This window comes from Labrenzia sp. PHM005 (genome assembly GCF_006517275.1).
Taxonomy (GTDB): domain Bacteria; phylum Pseudomonadota; class Alphaproteobacteria; order Rhizobiales; family Stappiaceae; genus Roseibium.
Genome location: NZ_CP041191.1, coordinates 2,748,903 through 2,769,979, shown reverse-complemented (window position 1 = coordinate 2,769,979; position 21,077 = coordinate 2,748,903). Strand labels below are relative to the sequence as shown.

17 protein-coding genes are annotated in these 21,077 nt (G+C 53.7%); 6 read left to right on the top strand and 11 right to left on the bottom strand.

From position 1 onward, the window contains the following. Window positions 1-7 precede the first annotated feature (7 nt). The 6 genes from FJ695_RS12440 to FJ695_RS12415 all read right to left on the bottom strand — a co-directional run bounded on the left by FJ695_RS12440 (window position 8) and on the right by FJ695_RS12415 (window position 5,485). Complete coding sequence (locus FJ695_RS12440) at window positions 8-349, bottom strand: helix-turn-helix transcriptional regulator (protein WP_141185747.1); 342 nt, start codon at window positions 347-349, stop codon at window positions 8-10. Window positions 350-418: 69 nt separating this feature from the next. Continuing rightward, window positions 419-955 (bottom strand): winged helix DNA-binding protein, encoded by a 537-nt coding sequence (locus tag FJ695_RS12435; RefSeq protein WP_141185746.1) that lies wholly within the window; start codon window positions 953-955, stop codon window positions 419-421. 34 nt (window positions 956-989) lie between these two features. Further along, the gene (locus FJ695_RS12430; protein WP_141188709.1) at window positions 990-2,294 is read right to left on the bottom strand and encodes a TRAP transporter large permease; all 1,305 of its coding nucleotides are present in this window, start codon (window positions 2,292-2,294) and stop codon (window positions 990-992) included. Next, window positions 2,294-2,851, bottom strand: coding sequence for a TRAP transporter small permease (locus FJ695_RS12425; RefSeq protein WP_141185745.1), 558 nt, complete (start codon window positions 2,849-2,851; stop codon window positions 2,294-2,296). Before FJ695_RS12425 ends, FJ695_RS12430 begins: the two co-directional genes overlap by 1 nt. A 65-nt stretch (window positions 2,852-2,916) precedes the next feature. Then, window positions 2,917-3,915, bottom strand: a complete 999-nt coding sequence (locus tag FJ695_RS12420; protein ID WP_141185744.1) for a TRAP transporter substrate-binding protein — start codon at window positions 3,913-3,915, stop codon at window positions 2,917-2,919. Window positions 3,916-4,243: 328 nt separating this feature from the next. Beyond that, the gene (locus FJ695_RS12415) at window positions 4,244-5,485 is read right to left on the bottom strand and encodes a glycosyltransferase family 87 protein (protein ID WP_141185743.1); all 1,242 of its coding nucleotides are present in this window, start codon (window positions 5,483-5,485) and stop codon (window positions 4,244-4,246) included. 194 nt (window positions 5,486-5,679) lie between these two features. On the opposite strand from FJ695_RS12415, the gene FJ695_RS12410 reads away from it, so the two are divergent. The 4 genes from FJ695_RS12410 to FJ695_RS12395 all read left to right on the top strand — a co-directional run bounded on the left by FJ695_RS12410 (window position 5,680) and on the right by FJ695_RS12395 (window position 13,966). Further along, entirely contained in the window at window positions 5,680-9,264 is a 3,585-nt protein-coding gene (locus tag FJ695_RS12410) for a hydantoinase B/oxoprolinase family protein (RefSeq protein ID WP_141185742.1), read from the top strand. Between the two features lie 369 nt (window positions 9,265-9,633). After that, window positions 9,634-10,551 carry a diguanylate cyclase gene (locus tag FJ695_RS12405; protein WP_168206343.1) on the top strand — a complete coding sequence of 306 codons (918 nt, stop codon included), beginning with the start codon at window positions 9,634-9,636 and terminating at the stop codon, window positions 10,549-10,551. Between the two features lie 252 nt (window positions 10,552-10,803). Next, the gene (locus FJ695_RS12400; RefSeq protein ID WP_141185740.1) at window positions 10,804-12,558 is read left to right on the top strand and encodes a methyl-accepting chemotaxis protein; all 1,755 of its coding nucleotides are present in this window, start codon (window positions 10,804-10,806) and stop codon (window positions 12,556-12,558) included. Between the two features lie 484 nt (window positions 12,559-13,042). Continuing rightward, window positions 13,043-13,966 (top strand): diguanylate cyclase, encoded by a 924-nt coding sequence (locus tag FJ695_RS12395; RefSeq protein ID WP_141185739.1) that lies wholly within the window; start codon window positions 13,043-13,045, stop codon window positions 13,964-13,966. Between the two features lie 38 nt (window positions 13,967-14,004). Here FJ695_RS12395 and FJ695_RS12390 read toward each other — a convergent pair whose 3' ends face one another. After that, window positions 14,005-14,787, bottom strand: a complete 783-nt coding sequence (locus tag FJ695_RS12390; protein ID WP_247653829.1) for a HugZ family protein — start codon at window positions 14,785-14,787, stop codon at window positions 14,005-14,007. Window positions 14,788-14,985: 198 nt separating this feature from the next. On the opposite strand from FJ695_RS12390, the gene FJ695_RS12385 reads away from it, so the two are divergent. Next, window positions 14,986-15,417, top strand: a complete 432-nt coding sequence (locus FJ695_RS12385) for a BA14K family protein (protein ID WP_141185738.1) — start codon at window positions 14,986-14,988, stop codon at window positions 15,415-15,417. A gap of 77 nt (window positions 15,418-15,494) precedes the next feature. Here FJ695_RS12385 and FJ695_RS28015 read toward each other — a convergent pair whose 3' ends face one another. Continuing rightward, window positions 15,495-16,004 (bottom strand): extensin family protein, encoded by a 510-nt coding sequence (locus FJ695_RS28015; protein WP_168206342.1) that lies wholly within the window; start codon window positions 16,002-16,004, stop codon window positions 15,495-15,497. 326 nt (window positions 16,005-16,330) lie between these two features. Between FJ695_RS28015 and FJ695_RS12375 the strand changes: the two genes are divergently transcribed. Then, window positions 16,331-16,957 (top strand): LysE family translocator, encoded by a 627-nt coding sequence (locus FJ695_RS12375; protein WP_141185736.1) that lies wholly within the window; start codon window positions 16,331-16,333, stop codon window positions 16,955-16,957. Between the two features lie 23 nt (window positions 16,958-16,980). On the opposite strand, the gene FJ695_RS12370 is transcribed toward FJ695_RS12375, so the two are convergent. The 3 genes from FJ695_RS12370 to FJ695_RS12360 all read right to left on the bottom strand — a co-directional run bounded on the left by FJ695_RS12370 (window position 16,981) and on the right by FJ695_RS12360 (window position 20,985). Further along, a complete protein-coding gene (locus tag FJ695_RS12370; RefSeq protein WP_141185735.1) occupies window positions 16,981-18,144 on the bottom strand; it encodes a DUF2336 domain-containing protein in 1,164 nt (387 codons plus the stop codon). A 1,307-nt stretch (window positions 18,145-19,451) separates the two neighbouring features. Then, complete coding sequence (locus FJ695_RS12365) at window positions 19,452-20,603, bottom strand: M56 family metallopeptidase (RefSeq protein WP_141185734.1); 1,152 nt, start codon at window positions 20,601-20,603, stop codon at window positions 19,452-19,454. Further along, on the bottom strand, window positions 20,590-20,985 hold the full coding sequence (locus FJ695_RS12360) for a BlaI/MecI/CopY family transcriptional regulator (protein ID WP_141185733.1): 396 nt from the start codon (window positions 20,983-20,985) through the stop codon (window positions 20,590-20,592). Before FJ695_RS12360 ends, FJ695_RS12365 begins: the two co-directional genes overlap by 14 nt. Window positions 20,986-21,077: the final 92 nt, after the last annotated feature.

The following is a 21,077-nucleotide window of genomic DNA, read 5'->3' as shown; positions in this document are numbered from 1 at the left end:
AGTCGCCCTATTTGGTTTCATTCACAGGAGCCGCGCCGTTTCCCGGGAAACAGCAAACCGCCGGATTATTGCCGCAGCAGTCTTCGATCAGGAAACTCAGAAGAGCGCGCATGCAGTCTTGATTGACCGAGTACAGAATGTGGCGTCCTTCCCGCTTTGCCTCCAAGAGCCCGGCACGTTCCAGTCCTGCCAGGTGGAAAGACATCCGGGTCGGCGCGACCTCCAGCCGCGTCGCTATCTCGCCAGAGGGCAACCCTTTAGGCCCCTCTTTCATAAGCAGCCGAAAAGCGGTTAACCGGTCGTCCTGAGCCAGCGCCCCAAACGCCAATATCGCCTCTTCAGATCTCATAATTCGTCTATACAAGAATTATTGTAGCATTCAACAAAAAACAGCCTGCCCGCCTGCGACTATGCCGGGCTACATTGCAGCAGCCGCGCGGGCAGCCTGATCGTAGTTTCCAGAAACAAGCCGGAGAGTGGCAGCAAGGCGCGACAGCTCACTTTCATCCAGCCCAAGGGCCTTCATCGGCTCGACAAGCAGCGCTTCACGAAGTCGGCGGTATTCCATACACGCTTTCTCACCGTCAGCCGTGATTTCTGCGGTTTTTTCCTTGCCGCGGCGTCCCGAAGAAATCAGGCCGGCCTTTTCCAGTTTTTTCAACGCGTAAGTTACGGTGTGCGTATCCTCGATGTTAAGGACGAGGCAAATGTCAGAAAGGGTTTTGGCCCGGCCGCGGTGATTAACCGAATGCAGCACGAGAACATCAAGCGGTCCCAGTCCCTCCGAGCCGCTTGCCGCCATGCAGCGGACCATCCAGCGGTGATAGGCATTGACCATCATAGTCACGGCAAACTCGATTTCAGAAAGGGCGGGCATCGCCCCGGAGGCCAGGTGAGCGGCCGAAACCACAGGTCCGATTTGTGCATCAGGGGTCGGTTTCGAACGCTCACTCATTTAAGACTGCCTCCAGCAGCAGGTATCCTCCAGGCTAGTTCGTCAGCATTGTCTGCGGCAACCAGAGCGCCAAGCCCGGAAAAGCGACAATCAGGACAACAGCCAGGATCATCAACAAGAAGAATGGCAAAGCCATGCGGGCGACGGAGAAAATATTCCGGCCAGTCATGCCCTGAAGGACAAAGAGGTTAAACCCGACTGGCGGCGTAATTTGGCTCATCTCGACCACCAGAACGAGATAAATCCCGAACCAGATCAGATCAAGCCCTGCTTGCTCAACCATTGGCAGGATGACAGACGTTGTCAGCACAACCACCGAAATCCCATCCAGGAAACACCCCAGGACCACGAAGAACAGGGTCAACGCGACCAGAAGGGCATATGGAGACAGGTTCATGCCACCAATCCAGCCCGCCAGTTCGCGCGGAATGCCGGTATAGCCCATGGCAACCGTTAGGAAAGCGGCCCCGGCAAGAATGAAAGCAATCATGCAGGATGTCCGGGTCGCACCAAGCAGAGACTCTGTGAAACTCCGCCGATTCAATGTGCCAGACGCCCAGGACAGGCAAAGCGACAGCATAACGCCAATGGCTGCGGCTTCCGTCGGCGAGGCAACACCAGCATAGATCGAGCCAATCACTCCAACGATCAAGCCAATCACCGGAAACAGGCGGCGGGTCGCCAAAATGCGCGCAAAAAACGGCACTTTTTCTTCAACCGGCGGCATCTTGCTGCGGTTCATCAGAGCCCAAAGGCCAACGTACCCCATGAACAAAAGACACAGCATTGCCCCTGGTACGACACCGGCCATGAACAACCGGCCGATGGATTGCTCCGTCGCAGCCCCATAAACGATCAAAATGATCGACGGCGGGATCAAGAGGCCGAGCGTTCCGGAACCCGCAAGGGTGCCGATGGCCATGCGCTCGTCATATCCGCGCTGCTTGAGCTCAGGCAATGACATCCGCCCGATGGTCGCTGTGGTTGCGGCAGACGATCCGGAGACGGCAGCAAAAATCCCGCAGCCGAGAATGTTGACATGCAGCAACCGGCCAGGAAGTCCGCGCATCCACGGAGACAAGCCCGCAAACATATCTTCCGACAACCGGGATCGGAACAGGATCTCTCCCATCCAAATGAACATCGGCAGAGCGGTCAAGTCCCAGGAGTTGGCAGCGCCCCAGACAGTTGTTGCCAAAACGGGGCCTGCGGGAACGGAAATCAGCGCCATGATAGCTGCGAGAGCCACTGCAAAGAGTGCCACCGCTACCCAGATACCGGTTGCTAGAGCAGCAAGCATGCCCAGCCCGAGAAACAAAGCGATTAGAGAGAGGTCCATCATTCCACCCCTTCAATCAAATCGTCACGTTCGACCGTTTCGAAACTGATTGGGCCGCCCATCACGGACGAAATCAGATCATCCAGCAGTGCGATGGCCAGAACCAAAAGGCCGAGCGCCATGACGATCTGCGGATAAACCAGCGGGATCGGAATGATCCCGAATGAGACCTCGTTGTAGAGATAGCTGTCATATGCAAGCACACCAGCATGCCAGGTGAAGAAGACAGCAAATGCGGCCGCAACGGCCAGACACCAGATGTTCAACAACCGGGCTATACCAGGTGTGACGGCCTGCAGAAGTATCGAAACCCGGATATGGTCTGCATTGCGCAACGTTCCGGCAAGCGCCAAAAAGGATGCGCCAACCAGCAAAAATCCGGCAATTTCAGCAAGCGACGGCACAAGCAAGCCGAGCGGATCCATTCCGAAGAGGCCGCGCGCTCCGTCCAGCAACCGGCCCAGAACCTGAAGTGTGACCAAAACAGCAATGGCCAGCAAGCAGCAGGCCGCAAGGACCGTCGCCGCTTTATAGAGCATGTTGAGAAGGTGTCTCATCTGCTCTCCCCCACTTTATTATCGAAAAAGCGCCGGACTTTTGAGATCCGGCGCTTTCAAGAAGTTTAGTTAGCCTTGTAGGCGTCGAGGATTGCTGTGCCGGTATCCCCGGCTTTTTCTTGCCAATCGGCTGCCATGGTTTCACCGATTGCAGCCAGATCCTGAAGCAGCTGAGCGCTTGGCTCTACAACCGTAATGCCATTTTCAACCAAGATCGCGGTTTTGGACTTAGTTTCCGCCTTGGAAGATTCCCAACCACGGGTTTCAGCAGCAGCTGCGGCTTCCAGAACGGCAGCTTTTTCAGCATCGCTCAGACCATCAAAAGCGCCCTTGTTGACGATCACCATGTTCTTCGGCAACCAGGCCTGTGTGTCATGGTAATGTGTCAGGAAGTCCCAGGCCTTGGAGTTGGCACCGGTGGACGGTGAAGTGATCATGGCTTCGACGCGGCCGGTAGAGAAAGCAGTCGGGATGTCCGGCACTTCAATCTGGGTCGGTACGGCATCAGCCAGCAGCGCCAGACGTTCGGTTGCTGCGTTATAGGCACGGAACTTAAGACCTTTCAGGTCGTCAGCTTTTGTGACTTCCTTTTTGGCGTAGATGCCCTGCGGCGGCCACGGCACGGTGTAAAGAAGCTGGAGCCCCTGCTCTGCAAGCTTTTCTTCCAAGGCCGGCTTGGACGCTTGATAGAGGTTCCAGGCTTTATCGTAGGAAGATGCCAGGAACGGGACGGAGTCGACACCGAAGACAGCATCTTCGTTGGCAAGGCGCGAGACAAGAAGCTCACCGATCGGCGCCAGGCCTTTGCGGACAGCGTTTTTAATTTCCGGGTGCTTGAACAGCGAACCTGCGGAATGGATCTGGATGTTCAAAGACCCACCGGTCTTATTGGACACATCTTTTGCGAAAGCGGCAATGTTCTGGGTGTGGAAGTTGCCATCACCATAAGGGGTCGGCATATCCCATTTGGTTTCAGCAGCAGCGGCGGTCAGGCCAGCCACACCAAACGCGGCGGCGGCTGCCAGATGCATCCCGGCCTTGGCCAGGGAACGGGTCGTCAACATGGTATTCTCCTCTTGGAAGCAAGGGTTTTAAAACCTGAGCACAGCAGCGCGACGGCATTTTCTTATGAACGCCAATCAAACACTCCCACTCAAACGCTAATCCGAGAAGAAAAAAACATCAACAATTTATCGATAAATTCTCGTTATAAAATTTCAAGCCGTTGAAATACGGGCTCTTTCCGAGGGGTATTTGGCTTTTTCCAAATAGATTTCACACAGTAACTGCGCCGGAATAACGAGAGAAACAGCACATCAGTGCGTGGAATGGTCCGGCGGCACGCAGGATCGTTCGACGCAATAGGCCGGATTTCACGGCCAACAGAAACCATTATGCAGGATGCAAACGCAGTTCGGATTTCAGCCGGTCCATCGCAATGGCCCTGCGGACGCACAATCCAAACAGCACGAGGACTGGCACGCCAATCGCGGTGAAATCCATCGCAATCCCCCACCCGCTGCTAAAGAGCAGGCAGAGTGTCGAAATCGCAATCCCGGCCTTTTCGTAAGCGAGATATCCGGTCTCGTTGCCTTGGCGAATAATCAGCAGCACTGCAATGACCAGCAAACCCAAGTCGTAGTCCAACAGGTACGGCGTTGTAAGGCATGTTCCGGCAACAAGAACACTTCCCTTAACAGTGAGGGGAAGATCCCTGCGCCAAACCCAAACCACAGAACACACGGCCACACCGGCAAACACCATCTGCACAGTCATGCCGATCGTGTTGTCGACGCCAAATTGGCGCAGCCAGCCGAGAATTGATGCATATTTGTTCGCAGGCGTTTGCCCGCTCTGCAGCCACTCGCGTGCAAATTCGATGTTCTCAAAAAAAGCCCGCCAGACATCAGTTCCAAGGACCATCCAACTGGTTGCTGCAAAGAGAACCGTGGTCACAGCAGCAGACACAAAAACCCTGTAGTCCCGGCCCGCCAGCAAGGCAATCGGAATCAGCACCCCAATTTGCGGTTTGTAACTCAGCAATCCGATCAAGATACCGGCCAGCACCGGTCTGTTTCGATCCATTGCGGCCAGTGCACCGCCCAACAGGGCCACATTAAGGGCGGTATTTTGGCCATGCATGACGCCGAACATAACGGCTGGAAAGGCGATCAAGATCCATAAGTTGGCCTTTGCTCGCGTCAGGCTTAAACAGGCCCACACCAATGCGATGACTTGCAGCGCTTCAAACAAAAGCGCTGAAATGTTGTACGGAAAGGCCGAGAACGGGGCGACAACCAACAGCCAGGTCGGTGGATACATAAACGGCAATCCACCTTGATCGAACAAGTCGAGCTGCAGTTTATGGAGCACCTCATAGTTATAGGCTTGAGTTGCTGCGCCATCCAACACAAAGAAGCTTGCCGTCCAAAAACTGATGAAATCGCCAAACATTGGCCGGTATTCGGCAAACACCAGTTTTGAGAGCTCAAAGCCCAACCGAAACAATATGATTGCGCCTGCAATGCCGAACACGACCGCGAGTAACCCATCTGTCCAAGGGTTGGTTGGCTTAATCCCGTAACGGTCCACGCTCGACTCGGTCCGAGACGCCTGATTGTCCATGTCGCTCATATACAGTTTGCTCGGGCAAATAGGTCAGTTGAAAAAAGTCTTACAAAACAGGCGTTAAAATCCGGGTAAAAGAAATTGTATTTTTTCATCGACATTTTATCTACAAAATGTCAACATAAACTCAGAAACATTAAAAACGTGCATCAACCGTCCGGCCAAAGACGGCGCGGCACAGCAAAAAATACGAGGGAAAAATGACGGCCAAGTGGGACTTCTGGATTGATCGTGGTGGCACCTTCACAGACATCGTTGGCCGCGCGCCAGATGGCACCTTGCATCCGCACAAAGTGCTGTCTGAAAACCCTGAAGCTTATCGGGACGCAGCCATCCAGGGCATCCGCGAGTTGCTTGGTGTTGAAAAGGGCGCGCCGATCCCGTCTGACAAAGTTGCCACCGTCAAGATGGGCACGACTGTCGCGACCAACGCTTTGCTGGAGCGCAAAGGGGAACGCACGGCTCTCTTCATCACCCGCGGCTTCCGCGACGCGCTGGAGATCGGCTATCAGGCCCGGCCGCAGATATTTGCCAAGGAAATCATCAAGCCGGAGTTGCTTTATGAAAGCGTCCATGAGCTGACCGAACGGGTTCGCGCTGACGGAACGCTCGAACAAGCGCTCGATGAAGCCGAAGCCCGGGCAGAAATGCAGGCTGCATGGAACGCTGGCATCCGCTCCATCGCAATCGTTTTGATGCATGCCTATGCCTATCCGGCTCACGAAAAGGCACTCAAGAAAATCGCCGAAGACATAGGCTTCCCGCAGATTTCTGTCTCTCACGAAGTTTCGCCATTGATGAAACTTGTCGGACGCGGCGATACCACCATTGTCGATGCTTACCTGTCTCCGATTCTGCGCCGCTATGTGGATCAGGTTCACGAAGAGCTGGGCGCTGGCCCGCGCCTGATGTTCATGCAGTCTTCCGGCGGTCTGACCGCAGCCGATCTCTTCCAAGGCAAAGACGCAATCCTCTCTGGTCCGGCAGGTGGTGTTGTCGGTGCAGTCGAAACCTCCCGCATGGCTGGCTACGACAAGATCATCGGCTTTGACATGGGCGGCACGTCTACCGACGTTTGCCACTATGACGGCGACTATGAGCGCGCCTTCGAAACAGAAGTCGCCGGTGTACGCATGCGTGCGCCGATGATGATGATCCACACGGTGGCCGCCGGCGGTGGGTCCATTCTTCATTATGCTGCTGGCCGTTTCCAGGTTGGCCCAGATAGCGCCGGTGCCAACCCAGGTCCGGCGTGTTACCGCCGCGGCGGCCCGCTGACGGTGACCGATGCAAACCTGATGACCGGTAAACTCGCTCCGGAATTCTTCCCGAAAATCTTTGGCCCGAACCAGGATCAACCGCTGGACGGCGACGCTGTCCGTCAGAAATTCGCTGACTTGGCACAAGAAATCGGCGACGGCCGGTCCCCGGAAGAGGTTGCCGACGGCTTTATCAAGATCGCTGTCGAAAACATGGCCAACGCCATCAAGAAAATCTCGGTCCAGCGCGGTTATGACGTCACTGAATACGCCCTGACGTGCTTTGGCGGCGCGGGCGGTCAGACCGGCTGTAAAGTTGCAGACAGCCTCGGCATGAAAACGGTCATCCTGCACCCGTTCTCCGGCATCCTGTCGGCCTATGGCATGGGCCTGGCCGACATCCGTGCTGACCGGCAGATGGCCGTGGTCAAGACCCTGACCGACGATCTGTTGCCGGAACTGGGCAGCTTACGCGATCAGCTGGCAGCCCAAACCGAAGCGGAACTCGACAAGCAAGGCGTTACCGCCGATGCCCGCCTGACCACGGCGACGGCGCATTTGCGCTACGATGGCACCGATACGCCCCTGCCTGTTCTGCTTGGCAGCACCGAAGAAATGCGTGCTGCTTTTGAGGAAGCGCATAAGAAGCAGTTCGGCTTTGCGTATGACAACAAGCCAGTCGTCGTCGAAGCGCTGGAAGTGGAGACCGCCGGTGGCGGTGCAGGCCTTGTCGAACCGGACCTTACTCTTGCGTCCGATGTTCCAGCCGCAGCCACGGGAACCCGGATCTATTCCGAAGGTCAGTGGCACGATGCTGGTATCTTCAAGCGCGAGACATTGAAGCCCGGCATGAAGGTCATGGGTCCTGCGGTGATCATCGAACCGCATGCCACCATCGCTGTCGAGGACGGTTGGCAGGCTGAAATCAATGGCAAGGACCATGTGATCCTGCATCGCGTTGTTCCGCTGAAGCGCGCCGAAGCCATCGGCACCCACGCCGATCCGGTGATGCTGGAGGTGTTCAACAACCTCTTCATGTCCATCGCCGAGCAGATGGGTGTCACGCTGCAAAACACCGCTTATTCGGTGAACATCAAGGAGCGCCTGGACTTCTCCTGCGCGGTCTTTGATGCCAGCGGCGCGCTGGTCGCAAATGCCCCGCATATGCCGGTGCACCTCGGGTCCATGGACCGCTCCGTTGAAACGGTGATCAAGCTGAACCAAGGCAAGATCAAACCGGGCGACGTCTTTGCCCTCAACGCCCCCTACAACGGCGGCACACACCTGCCGGACATTACGGTCGTCTCACCGGTTTTCGACAATGCAGGTAAAGAAATCCTGTTCTGGGCCGCTTCGCGCGGACACCACGCGGATGTCGGCGGCTCGGCACCAGGCTCGATGACACCGCGGGCCACCAACGTGAACGAAGAAGGTGTTCTTTTCGACAACTTCAAGATCGTCGATCAGGGCCGTTTCTGCGAAGCGGAACTGGTGGATCTTCTGACCGATCACGCTTATCCGGCCAGAAACCCGCATCAGAACGTCGCCGATCTGTCGGCTCAGGTCGCCGCCAATGAAAAGGGTATTCAAGAACTCAGGAAAATGGTCTCTCATTTCGGGCTGGATGTTGTTCAGGCCTATATGGGCCACGTTCAGGACAATGCCGAAGAGAGCGTGCGCCGGGTTATCGAAGCCCTGAAGGACTCTGAATACGAATACCCGACCGACCAGGGATCGACGATCAAGGTCAAGATCACGGTCGATAAGGACAAACGCGAAGCGACCGTTGATTTCACCGGCACCTCGGGCGTCCGCCCGAACAACTTTAACGCGCCCGAGCCGGTAACCCGGGCCGCGATCCTCTATTGCTTCCGGGTGATGGTCGACGGTGACATCCCGATGAACGCCGGCTGCCTGAAGCCGATCAACATCATCATACCGGATGATTGCATGCTCCGCCCAGCTTATCCGGCTGCGGTTGTTGCAGGTAACGTTGAGACGTCCCAGCATGTGACCAACGCCGTCTTTGCAGCGCTCGGCGCAATGGCCAACAGCCAGGGCTCGATGAACAATCTGACCTTCGGCAATGATACCTATCAGTATTATGAAACCATCTGCTCCGGCTCTCCGGCAGGACCTGGGTTCAAAGGGACTGATGGCGTTCACGTCCACATGACCAACTCGCGCCTGACGGATCCGGAAGTCCTGGAATTCCGGTTCCCTGTCCTTCTGGAGGACTTCCATATTCGCAAAGGATCCGGCGGCAAGGGCCAATGGTCCGCAGGCGATGGCACCAAACGGACGCTACGTTTCCTGGAAAAAATGGACTGCGCCATCCTCGGTTCTCACCGCACCATCGCCCCGAAAGGCATGGAAGGCGGCGAAAACGGCCAGGTTGGCCGCACCGAAGTCCGTCGTTTGGATGGCACAGTCGAGAAACTGGAAGGCTGCGACCAGACCATCCTGGAAGCCGGTGAAGCTGTGACAGTTATCACCCCAACGGCAGGCGGCTGGGGCAAAGCCTGACTTTGAGCCCCATTGAGGCCTTAACCAAAAAACCGTGGCTGGCAGAGAATAATCTTTGCCAGCCTTATCGCATTCTGCATTTGCGTTATCGCGTGACCGCTCCCAAAGCACCTGCACTTCCGAAGTTATTGCGAACGGCAGAGGGTTGGTGTTCGAATAATTAAGCCCCACAACAATGTAAGAATGCCCCAAACGCGAACTGCAACCAGTAGTAATAATTCGCTATTACTCTAGACAGAACCTTCCCGACTACTTCGACCAAAGACCACCAACAAGCCTATTTTCACAGTTTCGAAAGGACTCTATATAAGAATGATATCCAGCGACTAGTGCCATGCACTAATTATAAAAGTAAGGACCAACTCGATAGTGGCCCGTTCAGTAAACGATGAAAAAATCTGTGCTCTGAACGAGCTCCAGCGCAATATCGCACACCACTATCAATGGTCGCTCAATCTCAACCGCACACTGGTCTGCGGCACACCTCCAAAAGACGACACTTTGCGTGAAGATGCACATTGCCGTTGTAAATTAGGCAGGTGGTTAAACGGGCGTGGGAAGCAGTATTTTCAAAACCACCCGCGGTTCAACACGATCATTGAACACCATAAAGAAATGCATGACCTTGCCCGTGAACTGGCAAACAGTGCCATGCGGGAAGAGAAAATTTCCGAAAAGGCTTACGACGCATATCAAGACGCCCAAAGCCGGTTGCGTGATGAGATCCAGGCGACTCATAAGGAACTGCACGACGAAATTGTCTCGACGGATCCATTAACTGGCGCTGAGACCCGAACAACCATGCAAGAGCGGTTGAATGAGCGGATCAGCAGTGCCAAGTACGGGCAAATTCAGGACTGGCTGATCATGATGGATCTTGATCACTTCAAAGCCGTCAATGACACATACGGTCATGCAACCGGCGATGTGGTCCTCACGGCCGTAGCAGCCACCGTGCGCCGACAAATTCGTGCTAACGACTTGTTTTTTCGCTATGGCGGCGAAGAATTCCTGCTTTGCATCAGCAATGTAGATGAAAGCAAAATGCAGGAAATCTCTGATCGCATCCGGAAATCGATCGAACTGACACTAATCAAAGCGACTGATGGTGCTTGCCTGTCTGTCACGGCATCCTTTGGCGTTTTCGGCCTCACCCCGGATGTCAGTGTTGAAGAGGCCATCAACAAAGCCGACAAGGCTTTGTATGAAGCAAAAAATGCAGGGCGCAATTGCGTTCGTTTTTTCTACGATCAAAATTACCTTACTGCAGCCGCTGCAACCGGATAGTTCCAAGAGCTATTCTTTCGCTTAATGACCTCAATGAAAACGTCACGTTTTCCGCACTTTAACTACCACAACTCAAAAACCATCTATACGTGTAATTTTTCCAAAAGATACCAGTAGTCAATTCTATCAATAGGTGCATTGACTAGGTAATTTCTCCCTTAAGTTAATACAATCTTTAGTGAATCAACCAAAAATCCACACGTTGACTTAACGTTATCACATACTTACACCCGTCAATGTGCGGAGATTCAAATGATTGCCAAGAACCCGATTGCTGCCTCCGTTTCAGCGAAAATCCTGTCACTGGTTATTTTCTTATGTTTAGGACTGGTCGTTGTGGCAACGGTCGCGATCGTCCAAATGCACTCCATTGGCAAGGAACTGGCGAACATCGCGGAAAAAGACATCCCCCTCACCGAAGCGATCAGCCATGTCACCAACCATCAGCTAGAACAGGCAGCTCTTGTTGAGCGCTATATGCGCATTTCCGGCCTGCAGGACGCAGATGAACACTACACCGCCGGGAAAATCAAAGAGACCATCAAGAAACTTGAAGTGCAGGTCGCAGACGAGATTTTAAAGGCAGAGCACCTGGCTGAAAAGGCACTCAACAACTCCGCCTCTGAGTTGGAAAGAGCAGAGTTTTCAAGTGCTTTGGAACAGTTAAAACGCATAGAAATCGAATATGCCGAGTACAAGTCACATGTCGATGAGGTGCTCCATCTCATCGAAACCGATGCCCTTCAAAGCGCCAATAAGCTTGTTGCACAGTTGGAAAAAGAGCAGGAGCGCCTCGACCATGAGTTGGTCGCGCTGTTGGAAGAGATCGAGCGCTTTACACTCGAAGCCGCCATCACTGCAGAAGAGCATGAAAAACAGGCTTTTCAGCAGATCATCTGGATTTCCGGGTTAACATTTGTTCTGTGTATCCTGGGGTCAATGATCTTTACCCGGTTTGTGATCACCAATCCTCTGAAAGAAGTCACAAAAGGGCTGACCGAGCTCACCAAAGGCAATACGGATGTAAAAATCACTGTGCGCAGCCGGGATGAGATTGGCGTTGTGGCATCCGCATTCGACACATTCAGAGCCAATATGGTCGAAATGCAACGCCTTCAGGCACAGGCAAAGGAAGAAGAACAGCGCGCTCAGGAAGAGCAACGGGAAAACCAGTTGCGGCTTGCTGATGAACTCGAAAAGGTTATGGCCTCCAGTTGCGATGCCGTTGTCAGTGCCTTGTCGGAACTTGCAGACGGTGCCGATCAGCTGGCCGCCTACAGTGAAGAAACCATCAGCCGGTCGAACACGGTGGCAGCAGCTGCTGAACAGTCGACAAATTGCGTACAATCCGTGGCATCAGCTGCCGAAGAACTTGCCAGCTCAGTCAGCGAGATCAGCCGCCAGGTCACGCTTGCCAACACCTCAACAACAGAGACTGCCGGACAGGCAGAAAAGTCTGGTGATACAGTAGGTGAATTGTCGAGTTCTGCTCAGGAAATCAACGAAGTTCTGAGCTTGATTACAGAGATCGCGGGCCAGACAAATCTGCTGGCACTTAACGCGACAATTGAGGCAGCCAGAGCGGGAGAAGCCGGAAAGGGCTTTGCGGTCGTTGCCTCTGAAGTCAAAGCCTTGGCAACGCAGACCGGTCAGGCGACCGAACAAATAAGCTCACAGCTGAGCGCGGTCCAATCTGGAGCTGGGCAATGTTCCAGTTCTATCCAATCGGTTGTTAATTCTATGTCAGGTATCAAAGAGCAGATCTCTGCGGTGGCGTCTGCAATAGAAGAACAGAATGCTGTGACTTCGGAAATCGCTCAGAACGCAAACGAAGTCGCTCAAGGCAGCTCGGATATCACGGCCAACATCGCAGAAGTCAATCAGGCGGCACGCGCATCGGGTGAAAAGGTAAAACAGGTCGTGGACCGTGTTGATGCGGTTTCACAACAGATAAACAGTGTACGCACCGGCCTGTCAGATTTCCTCGGACACTTGAGAGCGGCCTAAACCGTAAACCCAGGCAATATGGGACGGACTGCTCCAGCTGAGCTGAACACGAGGGCAGTCCTCTAACACAAGCCTTGTTGAAAGAAGCCCTTTCGACAAGGCTGAAGTGTTTCGATTTGACGACGCTGAAATGACGCAATATCACTCAAACCAGCTTTACTTGCAAAATGCATAGTTATCTAGAAAAGCCCCCCAAAAATAGTAAAAACAAATCAAACAGACAATCTCCCTTAGAAATACGCGAGATTTATAATTTTTGCATCTATATAAATTCAATCAAAATCTCCCAAAAAATCTACAAATCTGAATAATTTATATTCCGCTACGGAAGATATGCATATTTCACAAATAAATTTCTCTAAAAATAATAATAAGACGATTTTTTGAAACTTATACATGAATCATATTGTGTAAATCTGACAAATGACGTTAAATCCGCCCATTGTCAGTCCCTTCTGTGTTTTCAGGAGAATTTTTGCGGAACATGGAGATTATTCCTACTCAAAGGCAGGTGGAAACAGCGAAAGAAATTGACGCTCTATTAGAAGAGCATAAAGCCTGGATCGACCGCCTGAACAAGAGTTTGATTTGCAGAACTTCGGCTGCAGCTGACATGCTGGAAGAGGACGCACATTTGCACTGTCCTCTCGGCCATTGGCTGGAAGTCCGTGCTGGAAAACTGTTTTCCAATGACGGCCAGCATCAAGAGCTTAGATCGCGCCACAAACACATCCATGATCTCGCCCGGACTATGGTTATGGCCGCCAATTCGGGAGCGATGATTGAGGAACGCACCTATGAAGATTTTCTGGTCGCAGCTTCTGAATTCGAAAAACTCATAGGAACTGCCTATGATTCAATCATTGCGGCAATCAACGCTACAGACCCGCTGACTGGGGCACAAAACCGGTCACACATGCGGGCTCTGCTGGAGGACCGGATTGCAAAAATTGGCTCGGGTTTGCCAAGTTGGATTCTGATGATCGATCTGGACCACTTCAAGTCCATCAATGACCGCTATGGCCATGAAGTTGGTGACCGGGTGCTGAAAGGTTTCTCGTCAGTTGTCCGTGATCATATCCGATCCAGTGATCTATTTTTCCGTTATGGCGGGGAAGAATTCCTGTTGTGTATCAGTGATGTCGGGGAAGACAGAATTGCCAATGTTGCCGAACGCTTGCGCAGCGCGATTTCCAGAGAGAGTTATGAAGCCCCGGACGGGACGCGGTTCTCGACAACGGCTTCTTTTGGGATTACGCGGCTGAGTGCCGACCATGATGTGACCAGCGTCATCAATGCAGCCGACACCGCTATGTACGCGGCCAAGCGGGCTGGCCGGAACCAGGTTATCTTTTCCCCTACCAGCGCTTCCGAGGATCTGCAAAAAGCTAGCATTGGCGCGCACTGAATCTGGCGCGGGCTGCAAGAATCCCCTCAACAGACCTCTCAGGAAGAACCCGCGCGTGCTTCCTGGGCCAGAGAGACAAGTTCTGCCCTCACCTGATCCGGGATTTCCAAAGGCGTCTTAAACCAAAGACGCGCTACCCTGTCGCCTGCAACCAAATCCAGGCCCTCCGGATCCAGGCATGCGAGCCGCCAATTGGCGGCCTCGGAATGACAAAGGACCTCTGCATACAATTTGATTGCGTCTTTATGGTCATCGTTCATGTGGACACTCGCCCCACTATCCATTGCAGCCCAACTGCCCACATCAGCAATGGGTACGACCAGATCATCTGTCGTCAGTTCAAAGGCCTTACCGAACCCGCCATTTAGACTGGCCCCTGAGAGCTCCATCCGGAAAAAAGAAAAATCGCCGAAATCCGCATAAAGCTCTGCCTTAGGATGGCGGGCTAGATACCGCCGACGCAGCCGGACATGGTTTTCTGACTCCCGGTCGATTTTAACCGCGTTACAAAACAACGATATCCGCGGGTGTGCCAATGGGTCGCCCTTTCCGGGCTCCCCCATCAGGAGCGAACAGACAGGATTGGCCAGGATCCCTGCCGTATGTCCGGACAATGTACTGGTCAAAATAACCGGTGTTCCATCCAGATCGGTCGCAGTTGCCACGCGGCTGGCCAAAGGGGCAGCGGTCTTAGCATCAAGCACCGCCAAAGCGCCGAAGCGTGCTGAGCGGATGAGGCCCTTGGCCAGACGGCGCGCTTCATCGTCGGTTGTCCGGATCACGGACTTGGGTTCTGCATTGTCCGGCTCGTTTCCACTCACAACCACATTCCTCCAATTTAGTCAGTATGAGGTGTCGCACACCAGCACCGCTCCGTAAACGCGTCATACCCGCGCTCCGTCAAACCTGAACGCAAGATGAACGGCGGTCTCAGAACCGGTTCAGGGCGCGGCCGCCATATTGCCTCCAACGAGTTCAAAACCCTGCCTCAAGGCACAAGGCCTTAAAGGAGAAACAAAATGAACGCTTTGAGCAAACGTCTTCTTGCCGCAGCCCTATCGGGCGCCCTTCTTGTGCCAACGATCGCAACAGCAGAAGCTGGACCGCGTCACGGCTGGCGCGATCATGGCGGCCATCACCACCAACACCGGCCTGGGCGGCATCATCGCAAACACAAAAACAACAATGCCGGGGCAGCCGTCGCTGCCGGGATTATTGGCCTCGCCGCTGGTGCGATCCTGCTCAGCGCCACCAACCGGCCATCGTATGCCGGACCGCCTCCTGGCCCTGCCTATCCACCAGCACCTTATCCCGGCCACGTTTCCGGTCCTGTAGGTTACCAGCCCTGGAGCCCGGCCTGGTATGACTATTGTTCCGCCAAATACCGGTCTTTCAATCCACAAACTGGCACTTATACGACTTATCGCGGTGTACAAAGGTTTTGCCAATAAAGCGCTCCCAGCCGCCGTGGTTCCGGCCAGCCGAACCGGCCCTACCGCAGCGGCTGGCTTTCCAGACCGGGCGCCGCCTATTGGCAGATCAGATAGGTGCAGTCCTTGCCGTGACAGCCCGTATCCAAATGAAAATGAGATTTGTGATTGGGGTCGGCGTCCGGCCCCAGAACGGTGGTGAACCTCTGGCATGCCGAAGCATGCACTTCCTTTAAAAACTTCCCAGATGCGGTGTCGGAAGACCAATCCGTCTCCACGGAAACCTGTTGCCCACTCAGAGTTTGAAATCCGGAAATATCCACGGCCTTCCCGAGCGCGTGCTCAGACAGTTTTCCATCCGGTTGATTGTTCCGGCGCCGGCATTGGTAGCCTGGGCCGGTGTTTATCACGCTAATCGGGCTGCCAAATATTCGACCGGCGATCGCAGAAGCATCTGAAACACCCCATTCGGAAAACAGTGCTGCAAATTCACACGACACGGTGACCGGTGACGAAAGGCGGATCGTACCCCGGTCTGGTGTCTTCAGAGCCGTTAAAACCACGGCCTTGTCAAAACCGCAGCCATCATCAGATCGAACAGGCGGCACTTTCGTGAACTTCGCAAACGGCAATTCGCAAGCAAATGTTTTTCCACGGTCTGCAACCGGGTTTGAATTGGGCGTGGGCTTTTTCGGCGGCAACACATCACGTTCAGAAACGGGAGACTTTACAACTCCTTGCAAGGGTTTGACTGCAGGAGACGGAACACTTTGCCCGCTCGCCTGAACACTCCAACAACAACCAATGGTCCATCCAACAACAAGGACCGAAATATCTATCCGCAAACCTCGCCTCCTCACATCGGCCGGTGAGCCATATGATTGTATATTGAACCGGCCCCGTCTATCCTCTGGTCAAACCAAGGTGCCTGAAGATGACGATTGAACTTTATTCCGCCTATGTTGTCGCCACTCTGATCGTGCTCGCTGTGCCGGGCCCGACCGTTATGCTGGTTGTCAGCTACGCGCTCACGCAAGGCCGCAAGTCAGCTTTCGCAAGTGTCATGGGTGTTGGCCTTGGCGATGCGACGGCTGCGATTGCCTCTCTGATGGGACTTGGAGCTATTTTGGCGACCTCGGCAACGGCCTTTTCCGTGCTAAAATGGGTTGGCGCGGCATATCTTGTCTGGCTTGGCATAAAAATGTGGCGCAGCAGGCCTGCAGCCCTTGGCCCGCACAGTGTCGCCGATATTCCGGCGGGAAAAATTTTCTGGCACGCCTATGTGGTCACCGCACTCAATCCCAAAGGCATTGTGTTTTTTATGGCTTTCCTGCCCCACTTCATCGCACAGCAAGCCCCGGTCGTGCCGCAACTTGCGCTGCTCGGCACAACTTTCGTGATATTGGGGATCGTCAATGCGGCTATCTATGCGTTGGCTGCTGCTGCAATCGGTCAAAGACTGCGCAATCCGTCTTTGATCCAGCTGATCAATAGGATCGGTGGTGGTTTCTTGATTTCTGCGGCAGCAATGACTGCCACCTTGCAAAGATCTTCAGGTTAAGGCCATCCAGCGGTCAACGGGCGTTAGCGCTGTGCAGCGAAAGGTACGTTTTTCTTAGGTGCACGGGCTGATGGTTTTTGCTTATCGGTCTCTTGAAGCGCAACTGGCTGCTCTGCAGGTTTTTCAGGGGCTGCCGGCTGGCAGGACTGCCGCAAGACCTCCAATGATCTGCTCGCGCCGTCAACACTCATCAAGCCGAAGCGTTGGATGGCTTCATTCAGCTCCATTCCGTCGATCCGTAACCGCTGCGCCCGCATCATCAGAACGTCCTTGTATGATTCTGTGGTAACCCCAACAGCTTTGCAGACGATAACCAACGGTTTGTCGTTCTGGCTAAACAGCAGTTGCGACACAGCATCAAAAGGCAGTTTGCTTACGCCGGCCAGCAGCATCCCCAATTCTGAGGGCTTGCCAGATCGCGCAATTCGCCGGACCACGTCGTCGACCAACATTTTGCCGCTGTCGATTTCCTTCACCAGCGCGCTCGTTTGGATTTTAAGCCGTTCCAGTTGTTTTGCCCGGGCCTTTTCCACCCGTTCGTTTATCAGCTTGGCCAGTTTGTTGTCGGCTCCAAGGGAACTCACCCGTTTTTTCAGATCATCCGACAACTTGGGCAAGAGCATACGGCCCGCCTCCTCGGGGAGGTCAGGGCGGACCATCAAGGCGGCCTGGATCTGTTCAACATCTCCCGCCTTTTCCAGAATCACAAAGAACGATGCTTCGGTAAAGTCGGCTCCCTTGTTTTCGGCGACCTTCGACAGAACAGTTTGATCTCCCCGGTCTACGAGGACCGCCGTCACCGCCTGCTCGACCGATTCCCGGCCGGCAATCGCTCCAAGATGATCCATCGACGCTGTTGATGCTATCGCAACCAGATCCTCAGGCTGCAAGACTGGAGAATTTTGCAGGACGGGCTCGGCAACCGACACCGAATCCTTAGCCAATTGAAGCATTAATTGGTGCGGCGCCATATCATCGGCACAGACCCTTTCGGCCAATGCCGCCCGGGTTTCTTCCTCTAATTGGCCAAGTAATTTCAGAGCTATATCGCCAAACAAAAATGATATCTGCTCGCCGCGGGCATCACCAGCAGCCAGATACATATCCGTAAGTGTCCCAATGAGGTTTTTACGGCCTGCGATACTTGAATCTTTCGCAAGATCAGCAAGCTTTGCCAGTTCGGTCATTCCATCTCCGCAGCGCCACACGGGTTGACTGTTTGCAAAGTACTAAAACCATCTTAATAGACCGCTACTTAAGCGGGTTAATCTTTATCAGAAATGCACCGCATTCGGCCTCTTCACAACCTATACGCGTTTTTGTCGCTGCATTGCAGCAACGTTTTTTCTTCGCATCTGCGCCAGACTGGACTAGTGTAACAGGCTGTGACCGAGGTGACGGGAGGAATAAGATGACTCTTACGCGTAACCTAAACATGATCGCATTTTTTGCTGCTTTCGCTTTCTTGGCAGCAATCGTTCTCGGCGTGATCTAAGGTTCAAATGACCAGATAGATCAAAAAACATAAACATTCCCGGGAACTAAAACGATTAAACGCTGCCGGGCGGCCGAACATAAGTTTTGCAAGAAATTGATACAGCCGCAGGCGCAGCCCAACAATTGGGGCTCTCTCCTTCGACGTACTAAATGTCTGGAGAGACCGCATAGCGATTCATTTGACACGAATTACTATTTGACGCGGCCCCATCGCTAATCTCAGCGGCGCACCTGCTTTGCTGCGAAAGTTCTTCGAGCCATGAAGATTACGGTTCCTGTTGACTGACCCCGTCAGCAACACATAGTGCCCTCGCCCAATCGCCCCAATAACACTTGTATCCGACCGGCCGGATTTGATCCTGAAGAGGAACAAATCCGGCTCGACACTTCGGTTTCACTTATGCGGTTTTTGAACACCGCGAGCTAGAGCACTTTTAAACAATACGGAGTCACTTGATGGTTTCAAATCTGCTCAGATGCAAGGCGTGGATTGATGTGCGATACGGGGTATCGGGCGAATTCCGCAACGCTGCAGCTGTGCGGATTTGGTCCACCGGAGGTCCGCTTTTCAGATCCGTTGAACTGTGTTGCACCCGGCTTGTCAACAGACCCGAAAAGCGGATCAAGCGGCTCCGTATTGTTTAAAAAAGCTCTAGCTCATGACGTCTACGTTCCGTTCTTCCTTGCAAAGCTGCTGCATGGAAAAACAACAACGCACACGGCCGCTGAGCCGGAAACGCCAAGACGGCATGTAGGATAAACATCTCCGGAACGGTCTTCGAAGATCAGCGATCCAATCGATTACAACACACCGGAAAAGCTCAAAAAAGAGGTAACTGGAACTAGGAGAGCCCCTGCAATGGGACGGAATTAACAGTGCCTCGAAAATTTTACCGACAAATTACAGCTGGAGGAGGTCGCCAGAACTCTTCGGTTCCCGTTCAAACAGCTCTGCCGCCCCAAAAACTGGGACGACAGATTGTTCGTAGTCAGAGCGTTATTGCGGTCGTTTGCCGAAGGAATTGATGGTTTCCAACCGCTCCAGATTGATGATCGCTGATAACATCAACCGGTCCTGGCTCCAATCTGCAGGCTTCTGGATTGCCAAAGCCGTCACAAAGACGATGGCCGCCATCGGAACAACCACAAGGGCTGTAAATCCCGCATGTGGCTGCACACGGTTTGGTTCCATCAAGGCTTCCACGCGGCTGCGAAGCTTTTGTGCCGGAGACCGGCGCAGGAGACGGTCCTGAACCTCGATCAAGGCAACAGCAGCAACGCCAGACCGGTTCCGGTTCAAGATGGCTTCACGCTTCTTCAAGCCGGACTTGGCAGCCCGCAGGAGACACATGCAATAAGATCGCAGGTCAACTTGAGCGCTTTCCGCAACCTTCTGATCGCAGGCCAACTCGCGCAACCGTTCGACTTCGGACTTCCAGATGTAGAAGAACGGATTCCAGAAGAACAGCGGACGCAGCACTTCAAGACCGATTTCCCAGGTGACATCCCCCTGGCGCAGATGTTCGAACTCGTGCTTCAGAACAAGTTTTAGATCCTCGCTCTGTGTCAGGAGTTCGGTCGGCAAAACCACATAGTTTTTGGTCAGGCCACGTGCAGAAAATGGCACAACCGCAGTATCGGACAACAACAACCGCAGACGTCCGTGCTCCCGCCAGAGATGACAAGAGGCCAGCATCTGGTTCAACCGGATGAAAGCCTTGCAGAGTTTCAGGCCAAAGAACGCAACACCAGCCACAAAGAAAATGGCGACGCCGGTCCCGAGAGCCGAGTTGAGCGCCAATATTTCCTCAGAAAGACGTGCCCTCAGTCCCAAAAGTTCCTGAAAATCCTGCGCCGATATCGCGATCCCTCCCCGCAGATACTGCGAGACAGCCGCATCAGCGAGATTGACAGACATGGTTCCAGGAACAATGCCCGCATCCAGAAGATGCCGGTAGAGCGCAACAGCCCCAGGCGAAATGGCGGTGATGACAAACAGGCCATTCAGCAAACCGAGCTGAACGGAATAGGCCAGTTTCACTCCCATACGTTCCAGAACGTATTTTACAACCAGCCAAACCACCGCCGTGATGGCGAAGGTAATGTTCAGGTCGATGTAAATATCGAAAATCTGGTTAGGTAGCGTCATCTGTCCTCCTCCTGTCCAGTAACGCTCTTATTTCCTCCAGATCGTTCTCCGAGAGATCATAGTCATCGACAAGACGCGCCACCAATGAGGCAGGCGTCCCGTCGAAAAGCTTGTCAGACAAGTTTCGCAGGGAACGGGACTGATAGGTGTCTTTGGAAAGCCGCGGGGCATAGATCAAGGTCTTCCCTTCTTTCCGGCTGTCCACGAAGCCCTTGTCATCCAGGATCCGCATGATGGTTGCACAAGACGTATAGGCAAGTTTTCTCTCCGCCGGCAAACATGCGAGAATATCCCGCACGGAGCCTTCGCCGATTTTCCAGAGTTCAGTCATGAACTCCAGTTCGACTTCGGTGAGTAACTCGTGGCTTTTACGCTTTCTCATTATTGTGCTTCATTCATGCGGTTCGGATGGGACTAACACTTCTATCTTTGCACCATCTCTTGCGAAACTTCTACGTTTAATGTTTGCGTCTA

Coding starts and splice junctions, on each gene's coding strand:
- FJ695_RS12370 (WP_141185735.1), bottom strand. CDS start 18,144: ATGACCGAACTGGCAAAGCTTGCTGATCTTGCGAAAGATTCAAGTATC.
- FJ695_RS12415 (WP_141185743.1), bottom strand. CDS start 5,485: ATGAGCGACATGGACAATCAGGCGTCTCGGACCGAGTCGAGCGTGGAC.
- FJ695_RS12400 (WP_141185740.1), top strand. CDS start 10,804: ATGATTGCCAAGAACCCGATTGCTGCCTCCGTTTCAGCGAAAATCCTG.
- FJ695_RS12395 (WP_141185739.1), top strand. CDS start 13,043: ATGGAGATTATTCCTACTCAAAGGCAGGTGGAAACAGCGAAAGAAATT.
- FJ695_RS12435 (WP_141185746.1), bottom strand. CDS start 955: ATGAGTGAGCGTTCGAAACCGACCCCTGATGCACAAATCGGACCTGTG.
- FJ695_RS12420 (WP_141185744.1), bottom strand. CDS start 3,915: ATGTTGACGACCCGTTCCCTGGCCAAGGCCGGGATGCATCTGGCAGCC.
- FJ695_RS12410 (WP_141185742.1), top strand. CDS start 5,680: ATGACGGCCAAGTGGGACTTCTGGATTGATCGTGGTGGCACCTTCACA.
- FJ695_RS12385 (WP_141185738.1), top strand. CDS start 14,986: ATGAACGCTTTGAGCAAACGTCTTCTTGCCGCAGCCCTATCGGGCGCC.
- FJ695_RS12440 (WP_141185747.1), bottom strand. CDS start 349: ATGAGATCTGAAGAGGCGATATTGGCGTTTGGGGCGCTGGCTCAGGAC.
- FJ695_RS12425 (WP_141185745.1), bottom strand. CDS start 2,851: ATGAGACACCTTCTCAACATGCTCTATAAAGCGGCGACGGTCCTTGCG.
- FJ695_RS12360 (WP_141185733.1), bottom strand. CDS start 20,985: ATGAGAAAGCGTAAAAGCCACGAGTTACTCACCGAAGTCGAACTGGAG.
- FJ695_RS12430 (WP_141188709.1), bottom strand. CDS start 2,294: ATGGACCTCTCTCTAATCGCTTTGTTTCTCGGGCTGGGCATGCTTGCT.
- FJ695_RS12365 (WP_141185734.1), bottom strand. CDS start 20,603: ATGACGCTACCTAACCAGATTTTCGATATTTACATCGACCTGAACATT.
- FJ695_RS12375 (WP_141185736.1), top strand. CDS start 16,331: ATGACGATTGAACTTTATTCCGCCTATGTTGTCGCCACTCTGATCGTG.